Here is a 21,035-nt window from a genome sequence, read left to right as displayed (position 1 = left end):
CGCCAAACTCGCCAAACTCGTCAAACTCGTCAAACTCGCCCAATCAGCCCAATCAGCCCAATCAGCCCAATCAGCCAAACTCGCCAAATCAGACAAACCCACCCAGGAATCGTCATCTCCTGCGCAACCAAGTCTTCCAGCCAACCCCAAACTTTGTCATCACCCCTTGGCTCAACCATTGAGCATCCCACCTTCAAGTCGCATGACATATAAGCCATTGACAACCTACCTTTGGTAAGTTACCAATGGTAGGTCAATCAATCTCGGAGATGATTCCCATGCATACGCTTATCGTTACGGCCCATCCTGACAGCCATTCGCATACGCACGCTGTGGTCACACACCTTGCAGCAGGTATCACGGCGAGTGGTTTGCACAGTGTTGAAATCGCCGATTTAGCCGCTGAGCAATTCGACCCGCGCTTCAACCAGGCGGATTTCGATCAGTTCAAATCAGGCACTGTTTCACCTGCGGATGTGTTGGCTGAACAGCAACGTCTGAACCATGCAGATGCGCTGGTATTGGTGTATCCGATTTACTGGTGGTCGTTTCCGGCACAATTGAAAGGATGGATTGACCGCGTATTTACCCAAGGCTGGGCGTATGACGATACCGGTGAAAAGGTGATAAAGAAGTTGAGGCATCTTCAGGTGCATCTGCTGGCGCTGGGGGCGGCGAATACGCGCACGTATTTGCGACGCGGTTATTTCAGCAGTATGCGCAATCAGATCGATGAGGGGATCTTCGGCTACTGCGGCGCGCCCGTGATCACCAGCGAACTGTTGTTGCCGTCCGATGAGGGTTATCCTGATGCGCATTACGCGCTCGCCCGGCAGTTGGGACAGCGACTTTTCACTTTGAAGGAACCTGCATGAACTCACCAACGCGCCAGCGTATGACCTTTGACGAACGCCGCGAGCAGCTCATCAGCACAGCGTGGAACCTGGTGCGCTCGCACGGCAGTGATGCGCTGACCTTAGGACGGGTGGCGGTCGAAGCGGGTGTCAGTAAGCCCGTGGTGTATGAGCATTTTGGTACCCGCCATGGTTTGCTCGCTGCGCTGTATGAGGACTTTGATGTGCGGCAAAACGCTGTGATTGATGCGGCGATGGCAAAGGCGGGGAGCGAACTGACGGAGCGTGCCAGCACGGTGGCGGCTTGCTACGTAAACTGTGTACTCACGCAGGGGCGCGAGATCCCCGATGTGCTGTCAGCGCTCAACAGCACGCCCGAATTGGCCGAAGTGAAGCGCAAATACCAACTCGATTTCATGGCGAAGTTTCGTCTGTGGTTTGCTGAGGCGAAGCTGCCGCAATCCAGCTTGTGGGGCTTACTGGGCGCGGCAGACGCCATCTCAAATGCCGTGGTGTGTAGCGATATTCGGCAACTGGATGGCGTAAGGGAACTGCAGGGACTGATTGAGGCGCTGGTGCAACGCCATCTTATCTGATGCTGTTCACCAGCCAACTGGCCAATTCGTCGAGTTCCTCCTGTTGCTCCGGAAACGCCGCAATCAGTTCTTGCATGGCAGCCTGCAGGGATTCCGGGCGATACACCACACCTTGTATCCTCATCGCCAGCGTTTCTAACGGTGCGGGGTTGAGGCTGTCGGTGAAAATCTGGCTGCGGGTAATGGTGCCACGCTCAACATCAAAGTGCATTTCTACGCCGCCCCAGACAAAACGTTCCTGCAGCAGGTGCGAGAAATCCGGTGCCTGGCCAAAATTCCACTCCCAGCTGCTCTGTCGGGCAAACTGCTCCTTAAAGCCGGGAAGGTCTGGCAGCGCTTCAGGTGAAATATATTCGGGCTCGCAGGTTTCGTGGTAATGCGTGAAGTAGGCCGCAATCACCTCGCGACACACGTCGGTAAAACTAATATCCGGGATAAAATCCGCGATATTGGCAACGCGTGAACGCACCGACGTGATCCCTTTGGCCTGAAGTTTTTTGATGTCCGGGTTCAGGTAATCAGCAAGACGTGATAGATCGGCGCTCATCAGGAAAGTGCCGTGGTGAAAACCGCGGTCGGGGGTTTCGCGATAGGCGGAACCGGAAATCTTACGCATTTCGCCCTGCACGTTGACCACAATATCATTGCGCCCAGAAGCTTCCGCGTGCATGCCCAGTTTTTCCATCGCCTGCAAAATAATCGCCGTCGAGACGGTTTTATCGTACTCCGGTTTGCCGGCCATAAAGGTGAAACAAGCGTTGCCCAGATCATGAAACACCGCACCGCCGCCGCTGCTACGTCGCGCCAGTTTGATGCCATCTTCTGCCATCCTGCGCGTATTGCACTCTTTCCACGGATTTTGTGCGCGGCCAATGACCACCGTTTCGGCGTTTTGCCATAAAAACAACACGCGCTGGGTAGTGGGCATCTGGCGGAAGATGCACTCTTCCACCGCGAGATTAAACCAGGATCGTGTGAGTCAGAGATCAGCAAACGTAGGGTGGACATGTTTCCTCCAGTTCCTTGAGAAAGAGACATAGCTTACGCGTTACGGAATGGAAAGGTAAGAAAAACGCCCTTCCATTGAAGCGCGTTTTTTACCTCTTATGCCACCACTAAATCACTTAATGGCTGGCAAGAGCAGGCCAGCACATAGCCCTCGGCAATCTCTTGTTCGGTTAGGGTCAGCGTACTGCTGACGCGGTATTCACCGGCAAGCACCTGGGTTTTGCAGCAGCCACACACGCCTTCGCGACAGGCGGCATTTACAGCTACCTGATTGCTTTCCAGCGCCTGCAACAATGAGTCGCCATGGGCTGCAAAGAAGGTTTTCGCTTCAGACAGTTTGCTCACCTTCACGCCTTCACTCGCCGCGGGCGCCGCAGGGGTGAAGAAGGACTCTTTAAAGACGTGTAAAACCCCCATTTCTCGCGCTGTGTTTTCTACCCATTCCATATAGGGTGCAGGACCACAGCAGAAGAGGGTCCGTGCGGTAAGATCCGGGACGGCACTCAGCATCGCCTGTGTTAAGCGCCCAGCCGCAAATCCTGCGCTTGCCTGATTCTCCGCCACCAGCGTGACGGGATAGTTCTGCCACTCATCTGCGAAAATCACATCCTGCGGTGAGCGCACGCTGTAGATCACCTGCACATCCACGTCAGGGCGATGAGCAGCCAGCCAACGGCGCATCGACATCACCGGCGTGACGCCGCAACCTGCTGCCAGTAATAGCAGTTTGTTGCTGGCGAGGGTGTCACAGGTAAATGTGCCCTGGGCATCCGATAGCCACAGGTAGTCACCGCGTTTCACCTGCTGTGTGAGCCAGTTTGACCCAGCGCCGTTTTCAATACGTCTGACGGTCAGTGTGATGTATTCGCTGACGCCCGGTGTTGACGACAGTGTATAGGCGCGCAGTGTCTCCTTTTGATGACCGATATTCACGAGGGCGTATTGGCCTGCGCGGTAGGGATAGTAATCATGGCAAATCAGCGACAGCGTCCAGACATCAGGCGTTTCCTGGTAAATATGATGGACTTGCATGCGCCATGGGCACAGTGGGGTTGGCATGGTCATGGTGTCTCCTATGCGCTCAGCATCTGTTGCATATCTTGCTCAACGGTGGTGACCTGGCGCAGGCCAAATTTCTCATTCAACACGGCAAGCAAGTCCGGTGTCAGGAAGCCGGGCGCAGTGGGGCCGGTGACAATATTAGTGACACCCAGAGACAGCAACGTCAGCAGAATCACAATCGCCTTTTGTTCAAACCAGGACAGCACTAACGAGAGTGGCAGTTCATTGACGCCGCAGCCCAGTTTCTCTGCCAGGGTTACGGCCAACATGATGGCTGAATAGGCATCGTTGCATTGTCCGGCATCCACCAGACGCGGTAAGCCTTCAATGTCACCGAAATTGAGTTTGTTAAAGCGATACTTCCCGCAAGCCAGCGTTAAGATCAGGCAATCTGCCGGCACCTGGGTGGCAAAATCCGTGAAGTAATTGCGTTCACCGCGTGCACCGTCGCAGCCACCGACTAAAAATACGTGGCGCAATTTTTCCCGGCTGACGAGGTCGATCAGCGTGTCGACCGCGCCGAGCAGTGTTTGTCGGCCAAAGCCCACGGTGATGAGATGTTCAATCTCACTGTAAGGGAAACCGTTGAGCTGCAAGGCTTGTGAAATCACAGGGCTGAAATCGTCACCTTCCAGATGATTGACGCCAGGCCAGCCAACGATGCTGCGCGTCCAGATACGATCCTGATACGAGCCAACATGCGGATCGATGATGCAGTTGGATGTCATCACAATAGGGCCAGGGAAGCGCGCGAATTCAACCTGCTGGTTCTGCCAGCCGCTGCCGTAGTTACCCACCAGGTGTTTGAATTTACGCAGTTCAGGATAGCCATGCGCAGGCAACATCTCGCCATGGGTGTAGACGTTAACGCCTGTGCCCTCGGTTTGTTGCAGCAGGTGATAGAGATCTTTCAGGTCATGGCCGGAAATCAAGATGCTTTTACCCGCGACCGCTTTGACGTTGACCTGAGTGGGGGTGGGATGGCCATAAGCATGGGTTTCACCTGCATCGAGGATTTGCATCACGCTGAAATTCATCTGGCCGATATCCATCGCACATTCAAGCAATGCATTCATCTCCGCTGGCCAGGTGCCGAGCCACGCCATGATGGTGTGATAACGTGCGTAGATGGCGTTGTCATATTGACCGAGGACATGCGCGTGTTCCATGTACGCCGCTGCACCCTTCAGTCCATAGAGACAAAGCAGGCGCAGGCCGAGAATGTTGTCACCGATGGCAGCTTTATCGCGGTTGGGGATAAAGGCCGCCGCTTGCCTTTGCAGATCGCCGAGGTCGTCACTGACCAGCTGTAAGTCGGCCATCGGATGTTCGACCTGCGCATGGGCATCGAGCGCCAGGCACAGCGCTTTTAGTGCTTCACGTTTGGCTATCGCTTCACGCGCGTAACCGACGATGCGGATCGGATCAAAGTTGACGTTAGTGAGGGTGGAAAAGAAGGCGCGCGGGGCGAAGCTGTCGACCGCGTGGTCAATCAGGTCATATTCGCGCGCTTTGCAGGCCCATGCAGAAAGTCCTTGCAGCGTTGCAATCAATAGATCCTGTAAGTCGGAAGTTTCAGCGGTCTTGCCGCACATTCCCTGCGCGTAAGAACAGCCGTTAGCCACGGGAGTTCGAATGGTTTGCTCACATTGCACACAGAACATAATCACACCTTGCGTATAAGTTGTATTTTAAATGCATCTTTAAGCTAGGCTTGATTTTGCTGACTGACCAGCGGATTTGCAGGTTACTTAAGGGGAGATTGATTTAGCGCAATTTTGTGCAAGGACATTCTAAACGAGGTTTATTCGCGTATTGATGTGAGTGGCGAAAAGTGCGCATAAAAAACAGGTGCGCAATGCGCACCCGGTATCGGCATCTGTAGGGCCGCCAAGGCGGCGACCGCTGGTTACAGAAGAGATTTCGCGGTGTTCACCACGTTTTCAACGGTGAAACCAAACGCTTTGAACAGCAGCTCTGCTGGAGCAGACTCACCGAAGGTGGTCATGCCCACGATAGCGCCATTCAGGCCAGTATATTTGAACCAGTAATCTGCGATACCCGCTTCGATGGCCACACGCGCTGCCACCGCTTTTGGCAATACTGATTCACGGTAGGCTGCATCCTGCTTGTCGAAAGCATCGGTAGAGGGCATCGACACCACACGTACTTTGCGGCCTTCCTGGGTAAGTTGCTCGTAGGCGGCAACGGCCAGTTCGACTTCTGAACCGGTGGCGATCAGGATCAGCTCTGGCGTGCCTTCGCTGTCTTTCAGCACATAACCACCGCGCACTACGTTGGCCAGTTGCTCCGCGCTGCGATCCTGCTGCGCCAGATTCTGACGCGAGAAGATCAGCGCGGTAGGGCCGTTGACACGCTCGATAGCGTATTTCCAGGCCACGGCAGACTCAACCTGATCACACGGACGCCACAGACTCATATTGGGCGTCACGCGCAGGCTGGCCATCTGTTCTACTGGCTGGTGCGTTGGTCCATCTTCGCCCAAGCCGATTGAGTCATGGGTGTAGACCATAATCTGACGCACTTTCATCAACGCCGCCATACGTGCCGCGTTACGTGCATACTCCACGAACATCAGGAAAGTTGCGGTGTAGGGCAGGAAACCACCGTGCAGCGCGATGCCGTTGGCGATGGCGGTCATACCGAATTCGCGTACGCCGTAATGAATGTAGTTACCGGCAGGATCTTCATTGATGGGTTTAGAACCCGACCACATGGTCAGGTTGCTGGGCGCGAGATCCGCCGATCCCCCCAGATATTCCGGCAGGATCTTGCCAAAGGCTTCAATCGCATTCTGCGACGCTTTACGGCTGGCGATTTTCGCTGGATTAGCCTGTAGATGCTGGATAAATTGTTGCGACTCGGCTTCCCAGTTATCGGGTAATGCATCATTGATACGACGGTTAAATTCCGCCGCCAGCTCCGGGTGAGCCTCGGCATAGGCCGCGACTTTAGCCTCCCACGCGGACTCTTTCGCCTGACCGGCTTCTTTCGCATCCCACTGGGCATAGATTTCTGAAGGGACTTCGAACGGCGCGTGGTGCCAGCCCAGATGTTGGCGGGTCTGGGCAATTTCGTCATCGCCTAACGGTGCGCCATGGACATCATGGGTACCGGCTTTATTCGGTGAGCCAAAACCAATCACGGTTTTGCACATCAGCAGGGAAGGTTTGTCTGTAACCGCTTTGGCTTCTTCAACCGCTTTCTTGATGGCTTCGCCGTCATGACCATCTACGCCGCGCACCACATGCCAGCCGTAGGCTTCGAAGCGTGCTGCGGTATCATCCGTGAACCAGCCATCCACATGACCATCGATGGAAATACCGTTGTCGTCATAGAAGGCCACCAGTTTCCCCAGCTTCAGAGTCCCGGCGATCGAGCAGACTTCGTGCGAAATCCCTTCCATCATGCAGCCGTCACCCATAAACACATAGGTGTGGTGATCGACGATGTCGTGACCAGGTCGGTTAAACTGCGCGGCCAGCGTGCGCTCGGCAATCGCGAAGCCAACCGCATTTGCAATCCCCTGACCCAGCGGCCCGGTGGTGGTTTCCACGCCCGGCGTATAGCCGTATTCCGGATGACCCGGGGTTTTTGAATGCAGCTGGCGGAAATTCTTCAGTTCGCTGAGTGGCAGGTCGTATCCGCTCAGGTGCAGCAGGCTGTAGATCAGCATCGAGCCGTGGCCATTCGACAGGACGAAGCGGTCACGGTTAGCCCACTTAGGATTGTTTGGATTGTGCTGTAAAAAATCGAGCCACAAAACTTCGGCGATGTCCGCCATGCCCATCGGGGCACCCGGATGACCTGACTTGGCTTGTTGAACGCCATCCATGCTTAAAGCACGGATGGCGTTGGCTCTTTCCCGGCGTGTTGACATAAGGTTCTCCAGAGGTAAGAAGTCGGTGATTATTTAGTATGTGAAACTTGTTCGTAGTAACCGATCTTCTCGACTTTGGCGGTGGAGCCGCCACCTTCAAACTCGGAGGCCAGCCAGGCATTGACGATATTTTTCGCCAGTTCAGGTCCGATAACGCGTGCACCCATGGTCATAATCTGGGCATTGTTGCTTTTACGCGCGCGTTCGGCGGAGAAAGTGTCATGACACTGTGCCGCACGTACGCCTTCCACTTTATTTGCCACGATTGCTACGCCGATACCGGTACCGCATAGCAGAATTCCGCGTTCAAATTCATTCTTCTGGATAGCCGTCGCCAGTGCAAAAGCCACATCCGGATACATTGGACGGTCGTTTTGCGCGTCATTGGTGTAATCCGTCACCTGATAATCTTTCTCTTCAAGCAGTTTTTTAATGATGTTTTTCAATTCGATAGCCGCATCATCGGCGCCGATTGCGATTGTTTTCATCGTCATTCTCCAGCAGGGTTTTGTTCTGACGCCTGAACGTTTGTTACGTAGGCGAGAAGATGTTCACTGACAGCCTGCCATAAATACAATCATATGTTCAATGGTTGTTCATATGTTTTGCGTGCTGTTTGGGTGATGAACCCCGTGGCAGGGGCTGATGCCACGCGGATTGCACCGCATTTCTGCGTATTTTTCCGATTCAGGGCCAAAATCAAATCTCATGAGCAGGCTCACATTTTCAATCATTGCAGTTGAGAGATGAGCATTTATACGTGTAGTGTTCATTTGTTCGCATAACGATACCAATGTACAAGAAGACCCCTTGAGGACTCGAACATGTGTCATTTACACCGTACCTCTCAGTACACCTGCAGCCAGCGCTCTTTTGGCGTCTGGTCAACACCAAACAACCGTTTTAACCACGCACGTCACGGAGGTGCGTTATGAGTCAGCAAAACATGACGGCGATTGAGAAATCCGCTATCAGCAAAATCTCCTGGCGTCTGGTGCCTTTCGTGGCACTGATGTTCTTTATTAACTTCCTTGACCGCACCGCAATTTCTTTTGCTGGCCCCAATGGCATGACTCAGGACCTCGGTCTGACAGGTGTGCAGTTTGGTCTGGCATCCGGCATCTTTTTTATCGGTTATATCCTGCTGGAAGTGCCGAGCAACCTGGCGTTGCATAAGTTCGGCGCACGTCGCTGGCTGGCACGCATCATGATCAGCTGGGGTATTGTCTCGCTGCTGTTCACCTGGGTGAGCAGTGTCGAAGGCCTCTATACGCTGCGCCTGCTGCTGGGTATTGCTGAAGCGGGCTTCTTCCCGGGCGCGATTCTTTATCTGAGCATGTGGGTACCGGGACGTCATCGCAGCAAAATCCTGTCCTTGTTCTATCTGGCACAGCCGCTGACCGTGGTATTCGGTGCGCCTCTGGCGGCAGGCTTGATTGAGCAACACGGTCTGTTTGGTCTGGATGGCTGGCGCGTGATGTTTCTGGGTGTTTCCATCCCGGCGATTCTGATCGGTATCGTGGCGCTGTTCTGGCTGGTGGATTCACCGCGTCAGGCGAAGTGGTTAACCGCAGATGAGAAGACCTGGCTGACCAACGAGCTGGAAGCGGAGCATCAGCAGAAGCAGGGCCATAAGAAACACAGCCTGCGTTCAGTGATGGGCAACGGTCGTGTGTGGACGCTGTGCCTGATCTACTTCGGCTTTATCTATGGTTTGTATGCGCTGGCCTTCTTCCTGCCAACCATTATCGGCGGCTTCCAGCAGCAGTTCGGAACCACCTTTAACGTGATGCAGAAGGGCTTGATTACCGGTGTGCCATACCTGATTGCTGCCGTGGTGATGTACTTCTGGTCAAAAGATGCCACCCGTCGTGGTTGCAAAACCTGGCACATCGCGATTCCAGCGCTGGCCGGTGGTATCAGCGTGCCACTGGCGCTGTATATGGATTCACCGTTCACCACCATCATGGTGATCGCGATTACGGCCAGCTCCATCTTTGCTGCCTTGCCTAACTTCTGGACGCTGCCAACGCAGTTCCTGACCGGCGCGTCAGCCGCAGCGGCTATCGCACTTATCAACACCTTAGGAAACGTGGCGGGCTTCTCCGCGGGCTACATCACTGGCGCACTGCATGACGCCACCAACAGCTATGTGTTACCGATGTTCGTGGTCGGTGGCTTCATGCTGCTGTCAGCCGTCCTTATGCTGTTATTGAATCGCCAGCGCCCGCAGTCTCAGCCGACCTCTATCGCACAGGAGCACTAAAATGACGTACCTGTTTAACCAACCTTCAGCCTTTGCTGCTGAACTCATTGAAGGCTTTGTCGCCGCCAACGCCGATAAAGTTCGTCAGGTCACCGGTGGTGTGGTGCGCAGCACGCGCAGCCAACCTAATACGGTTGCGGTGATTGTGGGCGGCGGTTCCGGTCATTATCCGGCCTTCGCCGGGTTGGTTGGACAAGGTCTGGCACACGGCGCAGCTATGGGGAACCTGTTTGCTTCGCCGTCTGCTCAGCAGATCTACAACGTGGCCAGAGCGGCGCATAACGGCGCGGGCGTGTTGCTGATGTTCGGAAACTATGCGGGCGATGTACTGCACTTCGGCCAGGCTTGCGAACGCCTGCGCGCCGAGGGCATTGCCTGTGAAATTCTGGCGGTGACGGATGATATCTCCAGCGCCAGTAAAGACGAACGGGCAAAGCGCCGTGGTGTGGCGGGTGATTTATGTGTGTTTAAAGCGGCGTGTGCAGCGGCGGAAGCGGGCGATGATTTAGCCACCGTGCTTAAGAAGTCACAGCATGCTAACGATCGTACGCGAACTTTCGGTGTGGCATTTGGCGGATGTACCTTGCCGGGGGCCACCCATCCACTGTTTGAAGTTGAAAAAGGGCGCATGGCGCTGGGGCTCGGCATCCACGGTGAGCCGGGCATCAGTGAAACCGATGTGCCCAGTGCCGACGAACTGGCCGAGCTGTTTGTTGAACGTCTGCTGAGCGAAGTGCCTTCCGATGTCAGGCAGATTGAGGGGCAGCGCGTTGCGGTGATCCTCAATGGTTTGGGTTCCGTAAAGTATGAAGAGTTGTTCGTGGTGTATCGCCGCGTGGCACAACTGCTGGCCGCCGCAGGATTGCAGGTGATTCAGCCGGATGTCGGCGAGTTTGTCACCAGCTTTAATATGGCGGGCGCATCGCTGACGCTGATGTGGTTGGATGATGAGCTGGAGACGCTGTGGTGTGCCCCAGCAAACGCACCCGCCTATCGCAAAGGTAGCGTGTTGATCGCGGAACCGTTGAGTGCCGAAGAGCGTGAAGAGAGCACGGAAGAAGCACTGCCGCAGGCTTCTGCAGAGTCACAGCAGAGCGCACAGCGCGTGTTACATATTCTGGAATCAGTGGCCGATTTGTTACAGCGTAACGCGGAAAAATTAGGCGATATCGATGCCGTGGCCGGTGACGGTGACCATGGTATCGGTATGGAACGTGGCGTGCTGGGCGCGGTAGAGAAAGCGCGTGAAGTGGCGACGCGCGGCGCAGGTGCAGGCAGCCTGTTGTGCCGCGCTGCGGATGCCTGGGCAGATAAAGCCGGGGGCACGTCGGGTGCACTGTGGGGCGTCGCACTCACGGCGCTGGGGACGGCCATTGGCGATCAGCAGTCACCGAATGCGCAACGCGTCGCAACCGGTGTACGTGAAGCTAAAGAGGGCATTATGCACTTTGGCAAAGCGAAGGTAGGCGACAAAACCATGGTCGATGTGTTGGTGCCGTTTAGCGACAGCCTTAACGCTGCAGTCGCAGAGGGTGCTTCACTGACCGATGCCTGGTTGGCGGCGGCGCAGGTGGCCGATAAGGCCGCACAAGACACCGCTCAGCTGGTGCCGAAAATGGGTCGTGCGCGTCCGCTAGCCGAGAAAAGTGTCGGTACGCCAGATGCGGGTGCGATTTCACTGGCGATGATCGTCAATACCGTTGGCGATCTGCTAAAAGAACACAAAGCCTCTCAGCAAGGAGCGTAATGATGTCTCAGCCCAAAATCTGGCTCGGCGTCAGCCTGAAAATGTATTTCGGTTACCAGCAGACACTGGACTGGTGCCGCAAAGTCGCCGGATTGGCACAGTTGCCGGCGGTGAAAAACGGTGATGTTGGGTTGTTTGTACTGCCCGCTTATCCGGCTATTCCCGCTGTGGCTGACATTTTCGCAAAAACACCGGTGCGCTTTGGCGGCCAGGATGTGTGTCAGGCTGAGAACGGCGCCTGGACCGGTGAGGTCAGCGCCAGCATGTTGCAGGAACTCGGTTGCTCACTGGCCGAAATCGGTCACGCTGAGCGTCGTCGCCACTTCCATGAAGACAAAGCGCAGATTGCTGCCAAAGTGGCGATGTCGCTGCGACACGGATTAACACCGGTGCTGTGTATCGGCGAAGAGCAGCAGGCCGGGCCGGATCAGGCTATCGCACTGTGCGAACAGCAACTGGCGGAGGCATTGGCTGATGCAGTGCAACAAGGTCTAAAAGGCGAGGTGTTTTTTGCCTATGAGCCGCAGTGGGCGATTGGTGCGCCACAACCTGCACCGGATAGCTATATCCGCGCGGTCTGTTCAGGCCTGCAACAGCTGAAAACGCCGGAGGGTATCACCTTGAAAATTATTTATGGTGGCAGCGCCGGGCCGGGGCTGATTCAGCGTCTGGGGACTGACGTTCATGGTCTGTTCCTGGGCCGTTTTGCCCACGACCCGAATGCACTGGCGCAAATCATTGAAGAGGCCAGCGTGCTGGCGAAGGAGATCCGTTAATGAGCCGTATCGGACTCAGTACTTATGCCTTTTTCTGGCGCATGTCCAGCAAAGTGCCCAACCCGCTGTCGCTGGAGCAGATGCTGCAGCAGACCGCTGAACTGGATATCTCGGTATTCCAGATTTGTGATTATCCGGCGATTGAAAGTTGGTCAGATGAGCAGTTGCAGGACCTTCGCCAACTGGCCGACAAGCTGGGAATTACGCTGGAGCTAGGCACACGTGGCTTAGGCACTGCGCACCTGCGCCGCTATCTGCATATGGCGAATATTCTCGATGCCCATGTCGTGCGTTCAATGTTCTACACCGCCGATCACCGTCCTTCCCTGGATGAAGCCGCAGAACTGATTGCTGCGGTGCTGCCTGATTTCGCTCGCCAGCAGGTACGTCTGTGTCTGGAGACGTATGAGCAGGTCAACAGCGGCGCGATGATGTCGGTTATCAATAAGTTCCTCTCGCCGTGGTTATGTGTGTGTCTCGATCCCGCTAACTGCGTAGCAGGGCTGGAATTGCCTGAACAGGTGATCGCCAATACGGCGGCGCGCGTCGGTAACCTGCACATCAAAGATTTTGCCTTTACGCGTCGTGATGGCTGGGTCGGCTTTACCTTTGCCGGCTGCCTGATGGGCGAGGGCCTGCTGGACTATGACCGGATGATCGCCAGTGTGCGCCCGGCAGAAAGAGAGATTAATCAAATCGTTGAACACTGGTTGCCGTGGCAGGACGATGCCGTGCTGACCTGCGAGCGCGAAGCCGAATGGACGCGCCGCACCGTTGAATTCTTACGTAGTAAACAAGATCAGGAGTTATACAAATGAGCAATGCATTGAAAACCATCACTGTAATTGGCGCAGGCGGCAAAATGGGTATGCGCATTTCTGCCAACTTCCAGAAAAGCGATTACCAGGTGTTTTACGTTGAGAACTCACCGAAGGCGCAGGAACAAGTGACGGCGCAAGGCCGTGAGTTGTCTGATGCTGCTTCCGTTGTGCCGGTCAGTGACGTAGTGATTCTGGCCGTACCGGATATCGTTCTGGGCAAAGTGTCTGAGGGCGTGGTGCCGCAGATGAAGGCCGGTGCGATCCTGCTGACGCTGGACCCGGCTGCGGCTTACGCAAACCTGATCGCGCATCGTGACGGCATCGAATATGCGGTGGCGCACCCTTGCCATCCGTCAGTGTTCCTGGAGCGCTACACCAAAGAAGAGCACGCGGATGCCTTCGGTGGCATCGCGGCTGTACAGCACGTCGCGGCTTCGTATGAAACCGGCTCCGATGCGCAGAAAGCCCAACTGAGCAAAGTCATCAGTGTGATGTACGGTCCGGTAGAGGAAGTGCATTGGGTCACGGTGACGCAGCTGGCCTATCTGGAGCCAACGCTGGTGGAAACCGTGGCCTGCATGGTGGGTGCTTTTATGAAAGAAGCGCTGGATGAGACCGTCAAGCACAGCGGCGTGCCGGAAGAAGCCGCCAAAGCGATGCTGTATGGTCATATTCAGATCGCACTGGCCGTGGCCTTCCGCGCCACCAACCCGTTCTCTGATGCCTGCATGATCGCCATGGAATACGGTCGCGAGAAGATTGTTAAGCCAGACTGGAAGCAGATCTTCGATCAGAAAGAGCTGGATATCGTCATTGCCCGCATGCTGAAAATCGACGCCATTAAGCGTTAAGCGTGATGCAACCTGCGACTCGCCTTGCTGCTGTCTGGCGAAGCGAGTCGTATCAATGATATAACTCCTTCCTTAAATCAGGTGTCACGATACAAGACAGGTAACGGATGGAAAAAAACACGCTTTCTCAGGACTCCGAGCTGCTGACAGAAATTGCGGTGGCCTATTATCAGGACGAAATCACCCAGGAGGAGATTGCGCGTAAGTTTGGGATATCCCGCATTAAGGTTGGCCGACTGCTCAAACGTGCGCGTGAAGAGGGCATCGTCGAAATTAATGTGCGCTACCATCCGGTGTTCAGTACGCGCCTTGAACAACAACTGCAAAGCCGTTTCCCCCAACTACAACGTGCGCTGATTGCCCTGGATTCGCCGGACGATGAAGAGCAGCGTCGTCAGGTGGCGGCGTTAGTTTCAGCCCATCTTGCGCAATCATTAAAAGACAATGCGATTGTCGCTGTGGGTCAAGGGCGCAACGTCGCCGCGGTTGCCGATTATCCCGGTCAGGTGCCGACGCGTAATTGTCTGTTTATCAGTAGTATCGGTGGGACACATCGTCCCGGTGATGCGATTAACGCCGATCATATCAGCCGTCGTCTGGCTAAGAAGTTTGGCGGTATCAGCGAAACCCTGTATGCCCCGGCCTATGTTGAGAACCGCGCACTCCGTGACGCCTTTATGCAAAACGGCACCATCAAAGAGACGCTGGACCGGGCGCGTAAGGCCGATGTGGCGATAGTGGGCATCGGTGATATGAATGAAAACAGCTATATGGTGAAACTCGGCTGGTTTACGCCGCATGAGATCATTGATGCGCACGTGAATCAGGGCGTCACCGGGGATGTTGCGGGTTACGACTTCTTCAATGCCCAGGGGCAACACGTGGATACGGTGATGAATGACCGTGTAATTGGCCTCAGCATCGAAGAGTTACGTAAGATCCCCTGCGTGATCGCTATTGCTTCAGAAAATACCAAAGCCATGGCCATTCTCGGTGCATTGCGCACGGGTGCCATCGATATTGTGGCGACGACAGCACAAAATATTCGGACGATTTTGAGTATGTCGCAGTAGGGTATTATTTCATGGCGGCACCACGCGGTGTCGCTCTTTTATCACCCTCCAATTTTCTTACTGCGCATACTATTACGCCCATTCTCAGCTAACACTCCTTTACTGTCATGTTATCTGAGATTTATTTCAGTCACCCAACCGTCACCCCAGCAACATAAATCCTTCATTTCCCTGAGCTAGCTTACCGCCATTCTGTTTTCAGGACTGCGGATGCATGAGCCACCTTTCGCTACATCACATCACTAAAGCCTGGGGGGAAAAAATTGCCCTCAATGACATTACCTTTGATGCCGCAGAAGGGAGCTTTGTTGCGCTGCTTGGGCCATCAGGCTGTGGAAAATCCACACTACTGCGCACCATTGCCGGGCTGGAAACCGCCGATCGCGGCGAGATCCACTTTAAACACGCTGATATCACCCATTTGCCACCCTCGCAGCGCAAACTCTCGATGGTTTTTCAATCCTATGCGCTTTTTCCACATCTGAATGTCCGCGAGAATCTGCTGTTTGGCTTAAAAGCGCGTGGGGAAGACAAGCAGACATTTGCGAGCCGACTGGATGACGTCAGCAAGCTGATGGAACTGGATAAGTTGCTCGATCGCCTGCCATCTCAGCTCTCGGGGGGCCAACAGCAACGTGTGGCGTTGGGAAGGGCGGTTATCGCGAATAACAACCTGTGTTTGATGGATGAACCTCTGTCCAACCTTGATGCCAAACTGCGCCAAAGCATGCGACGTGAGATTCGTGCCTTACAGAAGAAACTGGGGCTCACCATGCTGTATGTCACGCACGATCAGACCGAAGCGATGAGCATGGCGGACAGTATTATTTTGCTGAATGACGGTCATATCGAGCAGCAAGGCACACCGAACGATCTCTATAACAACCCCGCCACGGTTTTTGCCGCGCAGTTTATCGGCGCGCCACCCATGAATATCCTGCCGTTGCACAACAAAGAGAACCGTCATTACCTGAGCCACTTACAGGCGCCGGTGGTTGAGCATTGCGATGAGGTGGCATTGAGTCTCGGTTTACGAGCGGAAGATATTCAGCTGATTTCACCTGAACATGCGGCGCTTAAAGCCCGGGCAATCAGCTACGAATACATGGGTGCTGATACCTTGCTGGTGTGCCAACTCGCGGGCCTGGCCGATGCCATCACCGTGAAAGTGCCCGGCATGCAGCATTTTGCCGAGGACAGCCAGGTCGGCTTGCAGTGGTCCGCAACCCGTCAATATCTGTTCTCCACCACGACCGGCAAGCGCTGTTTGTCTGCCGAGCAACAGATGTTTGTTTCACAGAAAAAATACGCTGTTTAACCGTTGTTTTTCGCCCAAGGGATAATCATGTCTGCGATTCGTTACTCACGCCTGGCCTCTGCTTTACTGCTCTGTACTACGCTTTCCGCTTTTGCCGCCGATCCGGTTAAATTGCAGATGTACTATCCGATCGCGGTCGGTGGCAAAGTCAGCCACACTGTTGACACGCTGGTGGCTGATTTCGAAAAAGTGCATCCGGAAGTGAGCATTCAGCCGGTGTACACCGGTGATTATGCGACAACAGTCACCAAAGCCCTGACGGCGTTCCGTGGTGGCAATGCACCGCAGCTGGCGGTCATTGGTGACATTGAGGCTTATTCCCTGATTGATGCGGGCGCGATTGTCGCCGCCAGCGATCTGGCAACAGGTGATGAAGGCAAAAAATGGATCGACGGCTTTTATCCTGCCTTCCTGCGTCATATTGACGGCAAAGTGTGGGGCGTACCGTTCCAGCGCTCTACGGTGGTGATGTACTGGAATAAACAAGCATTCGAAAAAGCGGGGCTGAATGGCGACACGCCGCCGGCTAACTGGCAGCAAGTGGTCGAGTTCAGTAAAAAACTGACCATCAAAGATGCCAATGGTGTCAGCCAGTGGGGGATTGAGATTCCCTCAACACCTAACGGCTACTGGAACTTCCAGGGATTGTCTGCCACCAATGGCGGCCGTCTGGATAACGGTAAAGGCACGGCCGTGCATTTCAACACGCCAGGTAACGTTGAGACACTGCAATGGCTGACCGATCTTGGGCAGAAAGAAGAAGTGTCACCGAAAGGCGCTATCGCCTGGGGTACCACACCACAGGACTTTATCAGCGGTAAAACCGCCATGATGGTGACCACCACCGGTAATCTGACCAACGTGCGCGATAACGCCAAATTCCCGTTTGGTGTGGCAATGCTGCCAGAGAAGACTCAGCGTGGCAGCCCAACGGGCGGCGGTAACCTCTATGTCTTCAAAAATGCTTCACCGGAGCAGCAAAAAGCCGCGATGGAATTTATCCGCTGGGTGACGTCACCGGAGCAGGCCGCGCGCTGGAGTATCGCGACCGGCTATGTGGCGACGTCTCCAGCGGCATGGGATACCACGGTGATGAAAGACTACGTGAAAGAGGTCCCTCAGGCGCTGGTCGCCCGTGAGCAGTTGAAGTATGCCCAGCCAGAACTCTCGACCTACAACAGCGTACAGATTCAGGATGCGTTGAACCATGCTGTCGAAGCTGCGGTGACCCAGGCAAAAACCCCGGCAGAAGCGCTTGAGGGTGCGCAGAAGCAAGCGGATCGTCTGTTAAAGTCCTACCAGTAACGGAAGCGCGATGAGCACGATAATTGCCAGTACGCCGCAGCGGCGTCCCGCATTCTGGTCGACGCAGCTTTATGGTTACCTGCTGATTTTGCCAGCACTCAGTTTTTTACTGCTGTTTACGCATTATCCCGCGGTGGCGACGATCTGGGAGAGTCTGTTCAGCGCTTCCCGTAATAATCATCCGGCCCACTTTGTTGGGCTGGATAATTACATGGCGTTGTTGGATGACGATATTTTCATCCAATCGCTCTGGAACAACGTGTTGTATGCACTGATCACCATTCCAATGGCCGTCACGCTGGCTTTGATGATGGCGCTGGCCGTGAACCGACGATTGGCAGCGAATTCGCTGGTCCGCGCGGCGTTTTTTATCCCATCATTGCTCCCCATGATTGCCATCGCCAATCTGTGGCTGTTTTTCTACACTCCGCAGCTGGGGCTGTTGAATAAGTTGCTGGCGCTGTTCTCGCTGCCTGCTGTGAACTGGCTCGGTGAGCCGGGCACATCCCTCTATTGCCTGATGGCGGTTTCTGTCTGGCGTGAAGCGGGCTTCTTTATGATCTTCTATCTGGCTGCCTTGCAGCAGATCGATCCCCGCCTCAATGAAGCGGCAGCGATTGAAGGGGCTTCACGCGGCTACTTTTTCCGTCGTGTGCAATGGCCGCTGTTGATGCCAACGACGCTATTTGTGTTGATCAATGCTTCGATGAACGCCTTCCGCATTGTCGATCAGGTGATTGCCATGACCAACGGAGGCCCCAACAACAGTAGTAGTCTGCTGTTGTTCTATATCTATCGCACCGCATTCAGTTTCTGGGATATGCCTGCTGCTGCGGCCATGACCGTGGTGTTGTTGGTGATCCTCGCGGCGATTGCGCTGATCAAATTTACGTTGCTGGACAAGCGAGCCCATTATCAATGAATAAGACAAACTCGTTGGCTGGCTGGTGCCTCAATCTCATCATCTGGCTGGCGGCGCTGCTCTGGCTGCTGCCGATTCTGGTGGCACTGTGGGTGGCGATCCATCCCGCATCCGATCAGGCCAGTTTTTCGCTTTTCTCGCCGCTGACCTTCGATAATTTTATCAAGGCCTGGCATGCCGCGCCTTTTGCCCGCTACTTCCTCAATACCACGTTGCTGGTGCTGATGATTGTGGTGGTGCAGTTGATTTTAGCGACCATGGCGGCCTATGCGCTGGTGCGTTTCAAAATGAAATTCTCAGGGGTTATCTTCGCGCTGATCCTGCTGCAATTGATGATTAGCCCGGATGTTTTGATTTTGAACAATTACAAAACCATCGGTGCGTTTGGGCTGCGCGATACCTTAACGGGGATAGCATTGCCGTATTTCGCCTCTGCTTTTGCCATTTTTCTGCTGCGTCAGACGTTTAAAAGCATCCCGCTGGTGCTGGAAGAGGCCGCTATTGTCGAGGGCGCCAGCCGTTTTTATATCTTACGTAAGATCTACATCCCGCTAGCCCGGCCGATCTACATCGCTTTTGCCCTGGTGTCGATTAGCTTCCACTGGAATGATTTCCTGTGGCCGCTGGTGATTACCGATTCCGTCAACGTGAGACCGCTCACCGTCGGATTGCAATTGTTCTCGGCGCCAGAGCAGGGCGTACAGTGGGCGCTCATTGGTGCCGCTACCTTGATGACCACCTTGCCGTTACTGGTGCTGTTCCTGATTTTCCAGCGCCAGTTTATTCAGTCGTTCATGCGTGCTGGTATTCGCTAAGGAGTGTTTTCCGTGACTCATCCGCATCCATTGACATTCTTGCAGCGAGAACTCCTCGGCGATGTGGCCGAGCTTTATGCTTTGCCTGATTTACGTCCTGCGATGAGAGATAACGTGCTGCGTTTCGGTGTGATTGCTGACCCGCAGTATGCCGATGTCGAAGCTAATATCGAAAATAACCTCTACTACCGTCATGCTCTTGATAAGTTACCGCAGGCAATTGAAGCCCTGAATCAGCAGTCGCTGGATTTTGTTGTCACGCTGGGGGATTTGGTTGACCGCGATTGGGCCAGCTATGCCGCCATTCTGCCGCTGTATGACCAGTTGGTGCATCCGCATGCGGTGGTGTTGGGGAACCACGATGCGCAAACCCTCGCTCAGCATCTGAATAATCGTGCGGCACTCCCCAAAAGTTATTACGCGTTTCGTTTAGCGGGGTGGCGGTTCATCGTTTATGACGGTAACGATGTCAGTTTGTACTGCAATGCGCAGAATGGTGACGACTACTACCAGGCGGAGAACCTGCTGGCGGAATTAAAGGCGCAGCGACAGCCGCAGGCTCAGCCATGGAACGGTGCCGTAGGGCAGCAGCAGCTGAACTGGATTGAACAGCAATTGATTGAAGCTCAGCAACGGGGTGAGAAAGTGGGGGTGTTTGGTCATTACCCGCTGGCGCCTCACACCTCGCATATACTGATGAACGCCAGTGTGCTGGTGGATCTTCTATCTAGTTACAACATACAATTTTGCTTTTCAGGACATGACCACCGCGGCAACGCTGCATACATCGGTCAAGCAGGGTTTTATACCATGAAGGGCATGCTCGATGGTCCAAGCGAAGTGCCCTTTGCGGTGGTCGAAGTGGATGATAATGGTGTAAGGATTCACGGCTTCGGCGGGGAGATAAGCCGAGGTCTGTGTTAATGCGGTCAGCAGGCGAGACTCATATCGCCTGCGATTTAACTGGCGCGCTTCAGGGGCTGTGGCGGTAACTGTTGCCGGCGACGTGCAATCTCTTCAGCGCGCTGTAACAACTGCTGCAAATCATCCTCGTCAATGTCGAGAAGCTGGCCGTTCTCGAGTGCCTGATGCAAATCATCGCGAGTGATTGGCACTTCAAGCGCCACTGAATTCGTTTTAGGTTCGTTTGCAGCCAGCGGGTGCGGGTAGCGGCGACCCGCAAGATTATTAAAAATGATTGCCAATACAGCAAGACACACGGAATTCAGCAGCACGGGGGAGAGAATAAACTGATATCCCAGTTGCTGAACGCCACCGCCACCCAGAATCGCTGTCAGCGCCACCGCACCGCTAGGAGGATGCAAGCAGCGCAGCTGAAACATCACGGCAATCGCCAGACAAGCCGCAATGCCGCACGCGACGGCGGGATAAGGCACATACTTCGCGGTTGTCACGCCTACCACGCCTGCGACCAGATTCCCGCCAACAATTGACCAGGGCTGCGCCAACGGGCTATTGGGTAAGCCGAAAAGCAGCACTGCAGACGCCCCCATCGGTGCCACAAACCATAAGTTGACCTCACCAAGCAGCCAATGGCTGGTCAGGCTGGTGATCATCAGGCCGAGGCCCGCACCGATGCTGGCCATCACTCTCTGCTTTTTGGCGACCGGCAACGGATGCGGCCAAAGACGGGCAAGGAAAGTCCGCAGCGATGTTATCCAGCTGGCGCGACGCAGGTGTGTCATGAAGGTCATACTCT

Annotated in this window: 19 protein-coding genes and 1 pseudogene; 14 read left to right on the top strand and 6 right to left on the bottom strand. The window is 54.8% G+C overall.

Features of this window, described 5'->3' with window-relative positions:
• The 3 genes from VH86_RS26145 to VH86_RS15330 form a co-directional block, all read left to right on the top strand.
• A partial coding sequence (locus VH86_RS26145) for a hypothetical protein (protein ID WP_231647229.1) occupies window positions 1–238 on the top strand: 238 nt, incomplete at its 5' end.
• A 40-nt stretch (window positions 239–278) separates the two neighbouring features.
• The gene (locus tag VH86_RS15335) at window positions 279–875 is read left to right on the top strand and encodes an NAD(P)H-dependent oxidoreductase (protein ID WP_045833434.1); all 597 of its coding nucleotides are present in this window, start codon (window positions 279–281) and stop codon (window positions 873–875) included.
• Complete coding sequence (locus VH86_RS15330; protein ID WP_045833433.1) at window positions 872–1,450, top strand: TetR/AcrR family transcriptional regulator; 579 nt, start codon at window positions 872–874, stop codon at window positions 1,448–1,450. The genes VH86_RS15335 and VH86_RS15330 overlap by 4 nt, the downstream gene beginning before the upstream one ends.
• On the opposite strand, the pseudogene VH86_RS15325 reads toward VH86_RS15330, so the two are convergent.
• From VH86_RS15325 to VH86_RS15305, 5 genes and pseudogenes are all read right to left on the bottom strand, one after another.
• Window positions 1,443–2,458 (bottom strand): annotated as a pseudogene (locus tag VH86_RS15325) (lipoate--protein ligase A). The gene VH86_RS15330 and the pseudogene VH86_RS15325 sit on opposite strands and share 8 nt — an antisense overlap.
• A 96-nt stretch (window positions 2,459–2,554) precedes the next feature.
• Window positions 2,555–3,523, bottom strand: coding sequence for an NADH oxidoreductase (hcr, locus tag VH86_RS15320; protein ID WP_045833432.1), 969 nt, complete (start codon window positions 3,521–3,523; stop codon window positions 2,555–2,557).
• A gap of 8 nt (window positions 3,524–3,531) precedes the next feature.
• Entirely contained in the window at window positions 3,532–5,184 is a 1,653-nt protein-coding gene (gene hcp, locus VH86_RS15315; protein WP_045833431.1) for a hydroxylamine reductase, read from the bottom strand.
• A 245-nt stretch (window positions 5,185–5,429) separates the two neighbouring features.
• Window positions 5,430–7,421, bottom strand: coding sequence for a transketolase (gene tkt / locus VH86_RS15310; RefSeq protein WP_045833430.1), 1,992 nt, complete (start codon window positions 7,419–7,421; stop codon window positions 5,430–5,432).
• A 29-nt stretch (window positions 7,422–7,450) separates the two neighbouring features.
• Window positions 7,451–7,909, bottom strand: coding sequence for an RpiB/LacA/LacB family sugar-phosphate isomerase (locus tag VH86_RS15305; RefSeq protein ID WP_038647043.1), 459 nt, complete (start codon window positions 7,907–7,909; stop codon window positions 7,451–7,453).
• Window positions 7,910–8,352: 443 nt separating this feature from the next.
• Between VH86_RS15305 and VH86_RS15300 the strand changes: the two genes are divergently transcribed.
• From VH86_RS15300 to VH86_RS15250, 11 genes are all read left to right on the top strand, one after another.
• Window positions 8,353–9,687 carry an MFS transporter gene (locus tag VH86_RS15300; RefSeq protein WP_038647041.1) on the top strand — a complete coding sequence of 445 codons (1,335 nt, stop codon included), beginning with the start codon at window positions 8,353–8,355 and terminating at the stop codon, window positions 9,685–9,687.
• A gap of 1 nt (window position 9,688) precedes the next feature.
• Entirely contained in the window at window positions 9,689–11,434 is a 1,746-nt protein-coding gene (locus VH86_RS15295) for a dihydroxyacetone kinase family protein (protein ID WP_045833429.1), read from the top strand.
• 2 nt (window positions 11,435–11,436) lie between these two features.
• Window positions 11,437–12,210 (top strand): triose-phosphate isomerase family protein, encoded by a 774-nt coding sequence (locus tag VH86_RS15290; protein ID WP_045833428.1) that lies wholly within the window; start codon window positions 11,437–11,439, stop codon window positions 12,208–12,210.
• The gene (locus VH86_RS15285; protein ID WP_045814290.1) at window positions 12,210–13,028 is read left to right on the top strand and encodes a sugar phosphate isomerase/epimerase; all 819 of its coding nucleotides are present in this window, start codon (window positions 12,210–12,212) and stop codon (window positions 13,026–13,028) included. The genes VH86_RS15290 and VH86_RS15285 overlap by 1 nt, the downstream gene beginning before the upstream one ends.
• Complete coding sequence (locus tag VH86_RS15280; RefSeq protein ID WP_045833427.1) at window positions 13,025–13,882, top strand: phosphogluconate dehydrogenase C-terminal domain-containing protein; 858 nt, start codon at window positions 13,025–13,027, stop codon at window positions 13,880–13,882. The genes VH86_RS15285 and VH86_RS15280 overlap by 4 nt, the downstream gene beginning before the upstream one ends.
• A gap of 107 nt (window positions 13,883–13,989) precedes the next feature.
• Window positions 13,990–14,955 carry a sugar-binding transcriptional regulator gene (locus VH86_RS15275; protein WP_045833426.1) on the top strand — a complete coding sequence of 322 codons (966 nt, stop codon included), beginning with the start codon at window positions 13,990–13,992 and terminating at the stop codon, window positions 14,953–14,955.
• Between the two features lie 214 nt (window positions 14,956–15,169).
• Window positions 15,170–16,273, top strand: coding sequence for an ABC transporter ATP-binding protein (locus VH86_RS15270; protein WP_045814289.1), 1,104 nt, complete (start codon window positions 15,170–15,172; stop codon window positions 16,271–16,273).
• A gap of 27 nt (window positions 16,274–16,300) precedes the next feature.
• Window positions 16,301–17,578, top strand: coding sequence for an ABC transporter substrate-binding protein (locus VH86_RS15265; RefSeq protein ID WP_045833425.1), 1,278 nt, complete (start codon window positions 16,301–16,303; stop codon window positions 17,576–17,578).
• Window positions 17,579–17,588: 10 nt separating this feature from the next.
• Entirely contained in the window at window positions 17,589–18,500 is a 912-nt protein-coding gene (locus VH86_RS15260) for a carbohydrate ABC transporter permease (protein ID WP_045833424.1), read from the top strand.
• The gene (locus VH86_RS15255; protein ID WP_045833423.1) at window positions 18,497–19,315 is read left to right on the top strand and encodes a carbohydrate ABC transporter permease; all 819 of its coding nucleotides are present in this window, start codon (window positions 18,497–18,499) and stop codon (window positions 19,313–19,315) included. Before VH86_RS15260 ends, VH86_RS15255 begins: the two co-directional genes overlap by 4 nt.
• A 12-nt stretch (window positions 19,316–19,327) precedes the next feature.
• Window positions 19,328–20,239 (top strand): metallophosphoesterase, encoded by a 912-nt coding sequence (locus VH86_RS15250; protein WP_156150597.1) that lies wholly within the window; start codon window positions 19,328–19,330, stop codon window positions 20,237–20,239.
• Window positions 20,240–20,274: 35 nt separating this feature from the next.
• On the opposite strand, the gene VH86_RS15245 is transcribed toward VH86_RS15250, so the two are convergent.
• On the bottom strand, window positions 20,275–21,021 hold the full coding sequence (locus tag VH86_RS15245) for an HPP family protein (RefSeq protein WP_045833447.1): 747 nt from the start codon (window positions 21,019–21,021) through the stop codon (window positions 20,275–20,277).
• Window positions 21,022–21,035 lie beyond the last annotated feature (14 nt).

This window comes from Pantoea sp. BL1 (genome assembly GCF_000963985.1).
Taxonomy (GTDB): Bacteria; Pseudomonadota; Gammaproteobacteria; order Enterobacterales; family Enterobacteriaceae; genus Pantoea; species Pantoea rwandensis_B.
The sequence above is the reverse complement of the archived record's forward strand: the minus strand, read 5'-3'. Positions and strand labels throughout refer to the sequence as shown.

What these genes read in the sequence shown, in the direction of transcription:
- VH86_RS15260 (WP_045833424.1), top strand. Translation starts at nt 17,589, where the DNA reads ATGAGCACGATAATTGCCAGTACGCCGCAGCGGCGTCCCGCATTCTGG.
- VH86_RS15280 (WP_045833427.1), top strand. Translation starts at nt 13,025, where the DNA reads ATGAGCAATGCATTGAAAACCATCACTGTAATTGGCGCAGGCGGCAAA.
- VH86_RS15305 (WP_038647043.1), bottom strand. Translation starts at nt 7,909, where the DNA reads ATGAAAACAATCGCAATCGGCGCCGATGATGCGGCTATCGAATTGAAA.
- VH86_RS15290 (WP_045833428.1), top strand. Translation starts at nt 11,437, where the DNA reads ATGTCTCAGCCCAAAATCTGGCTCGGCGTCAGCCTGAAAATGTATTTC.
- VH86_RS15330 (WP_045833433.1), top strand. Translation starts at nt 872, where the DNA reads ATGAACTCACCAACGCGCCAGCGTATGACCTTTGACGAACGCCGCGAG.
- VH86_RS15275 (WP_045833426.1), top strand. Translation starts at nt 13,990, where the DNA reads ATGGAAAAAAACACGCTTTCTCAGGACTCCGAGCTGCTGACAGAAATT.
- VH86_RS15270 (WP_045814289.1), top strand. Translation starts at nt 15,170, where the DNA reads ATGAGCCACCTTTCGCTACATCACATCACTAAAGCCTGGGGGGAAAAA.
- tkt (WP_045833430.1), bottom strand. Translation starts at nt 7,421, where the DNA reads ATGTCAACACGCCGGGAAAGAGCCAACGCCATCCGTGCTTTAAGCATG.
- VH86_RS15300 (WP_038647041.1), top strand. Translation starts at nt 8,353, where the DNA reads ATGAGTCAGCAAAACATGACGGCGATTGAGAAATCCGCTATCAGCAAA.
- VH86_RS15295 (WP_045833429.1), top strand. Translation starts at nt 9,689, where the DNA reads ATGACGTACCTGTTTAACCAACCTTCAGCCTTTGCTGCTGAACTCATT.
- hcr (WP_045833432.1), bottom strand. Translation starts at nt 3,523, where the DNA reads ATGACCATGCCAACCCCACTGTGCCCATGGCGCATGCAAGTCCATCAT.
- VH86_RS15335 (WP_045833434.1), top strand. Translation starts at nt 279, where the DNA reads ATGCATACGCTTATCGTTACGGCCCATCCTGACAGCCATTCGCATACG.
- VH86_RS15255 (WP_045833423.1), top strand. Translation starts at nt 18,497, where the DNA reads ATGAATAAGACAAACTCGTTGGCTGGCTGGTGCCTCAATCTCATCATC.
- VH86_RS15245 (WP_045833447.1), bottom strand. Translation starts at nt 21,021, where the DNA reads ATGACACACCTGCGTCGCGCCAGCTGGATAACATCGCTGCGGACTTTC.
- VH86_RS15285 (WP_045814290.1), top strand. Translation starts at nt 12,210, where the DNA reads ATGAGCCGTATCGGACTCAGTACTTATGCCTTTTTCTGGCGCATGTCC.
- VH86_RS15265 (WP_045833425.1), top strand. Translation starts at nt 16,301, where the DNA reads ATGTCTGCGATTCGTTACTCACGCCTGGCCTCTGCTTTACTGCTCTGT.
- hcp (WP_045833431.1), bottom strand. Translation starts at nt 5,184, where the DNA reads ATGTTCTGTGTGCAATGTGAGCAAACCATTCGAACTCCCGTGGCTAAC.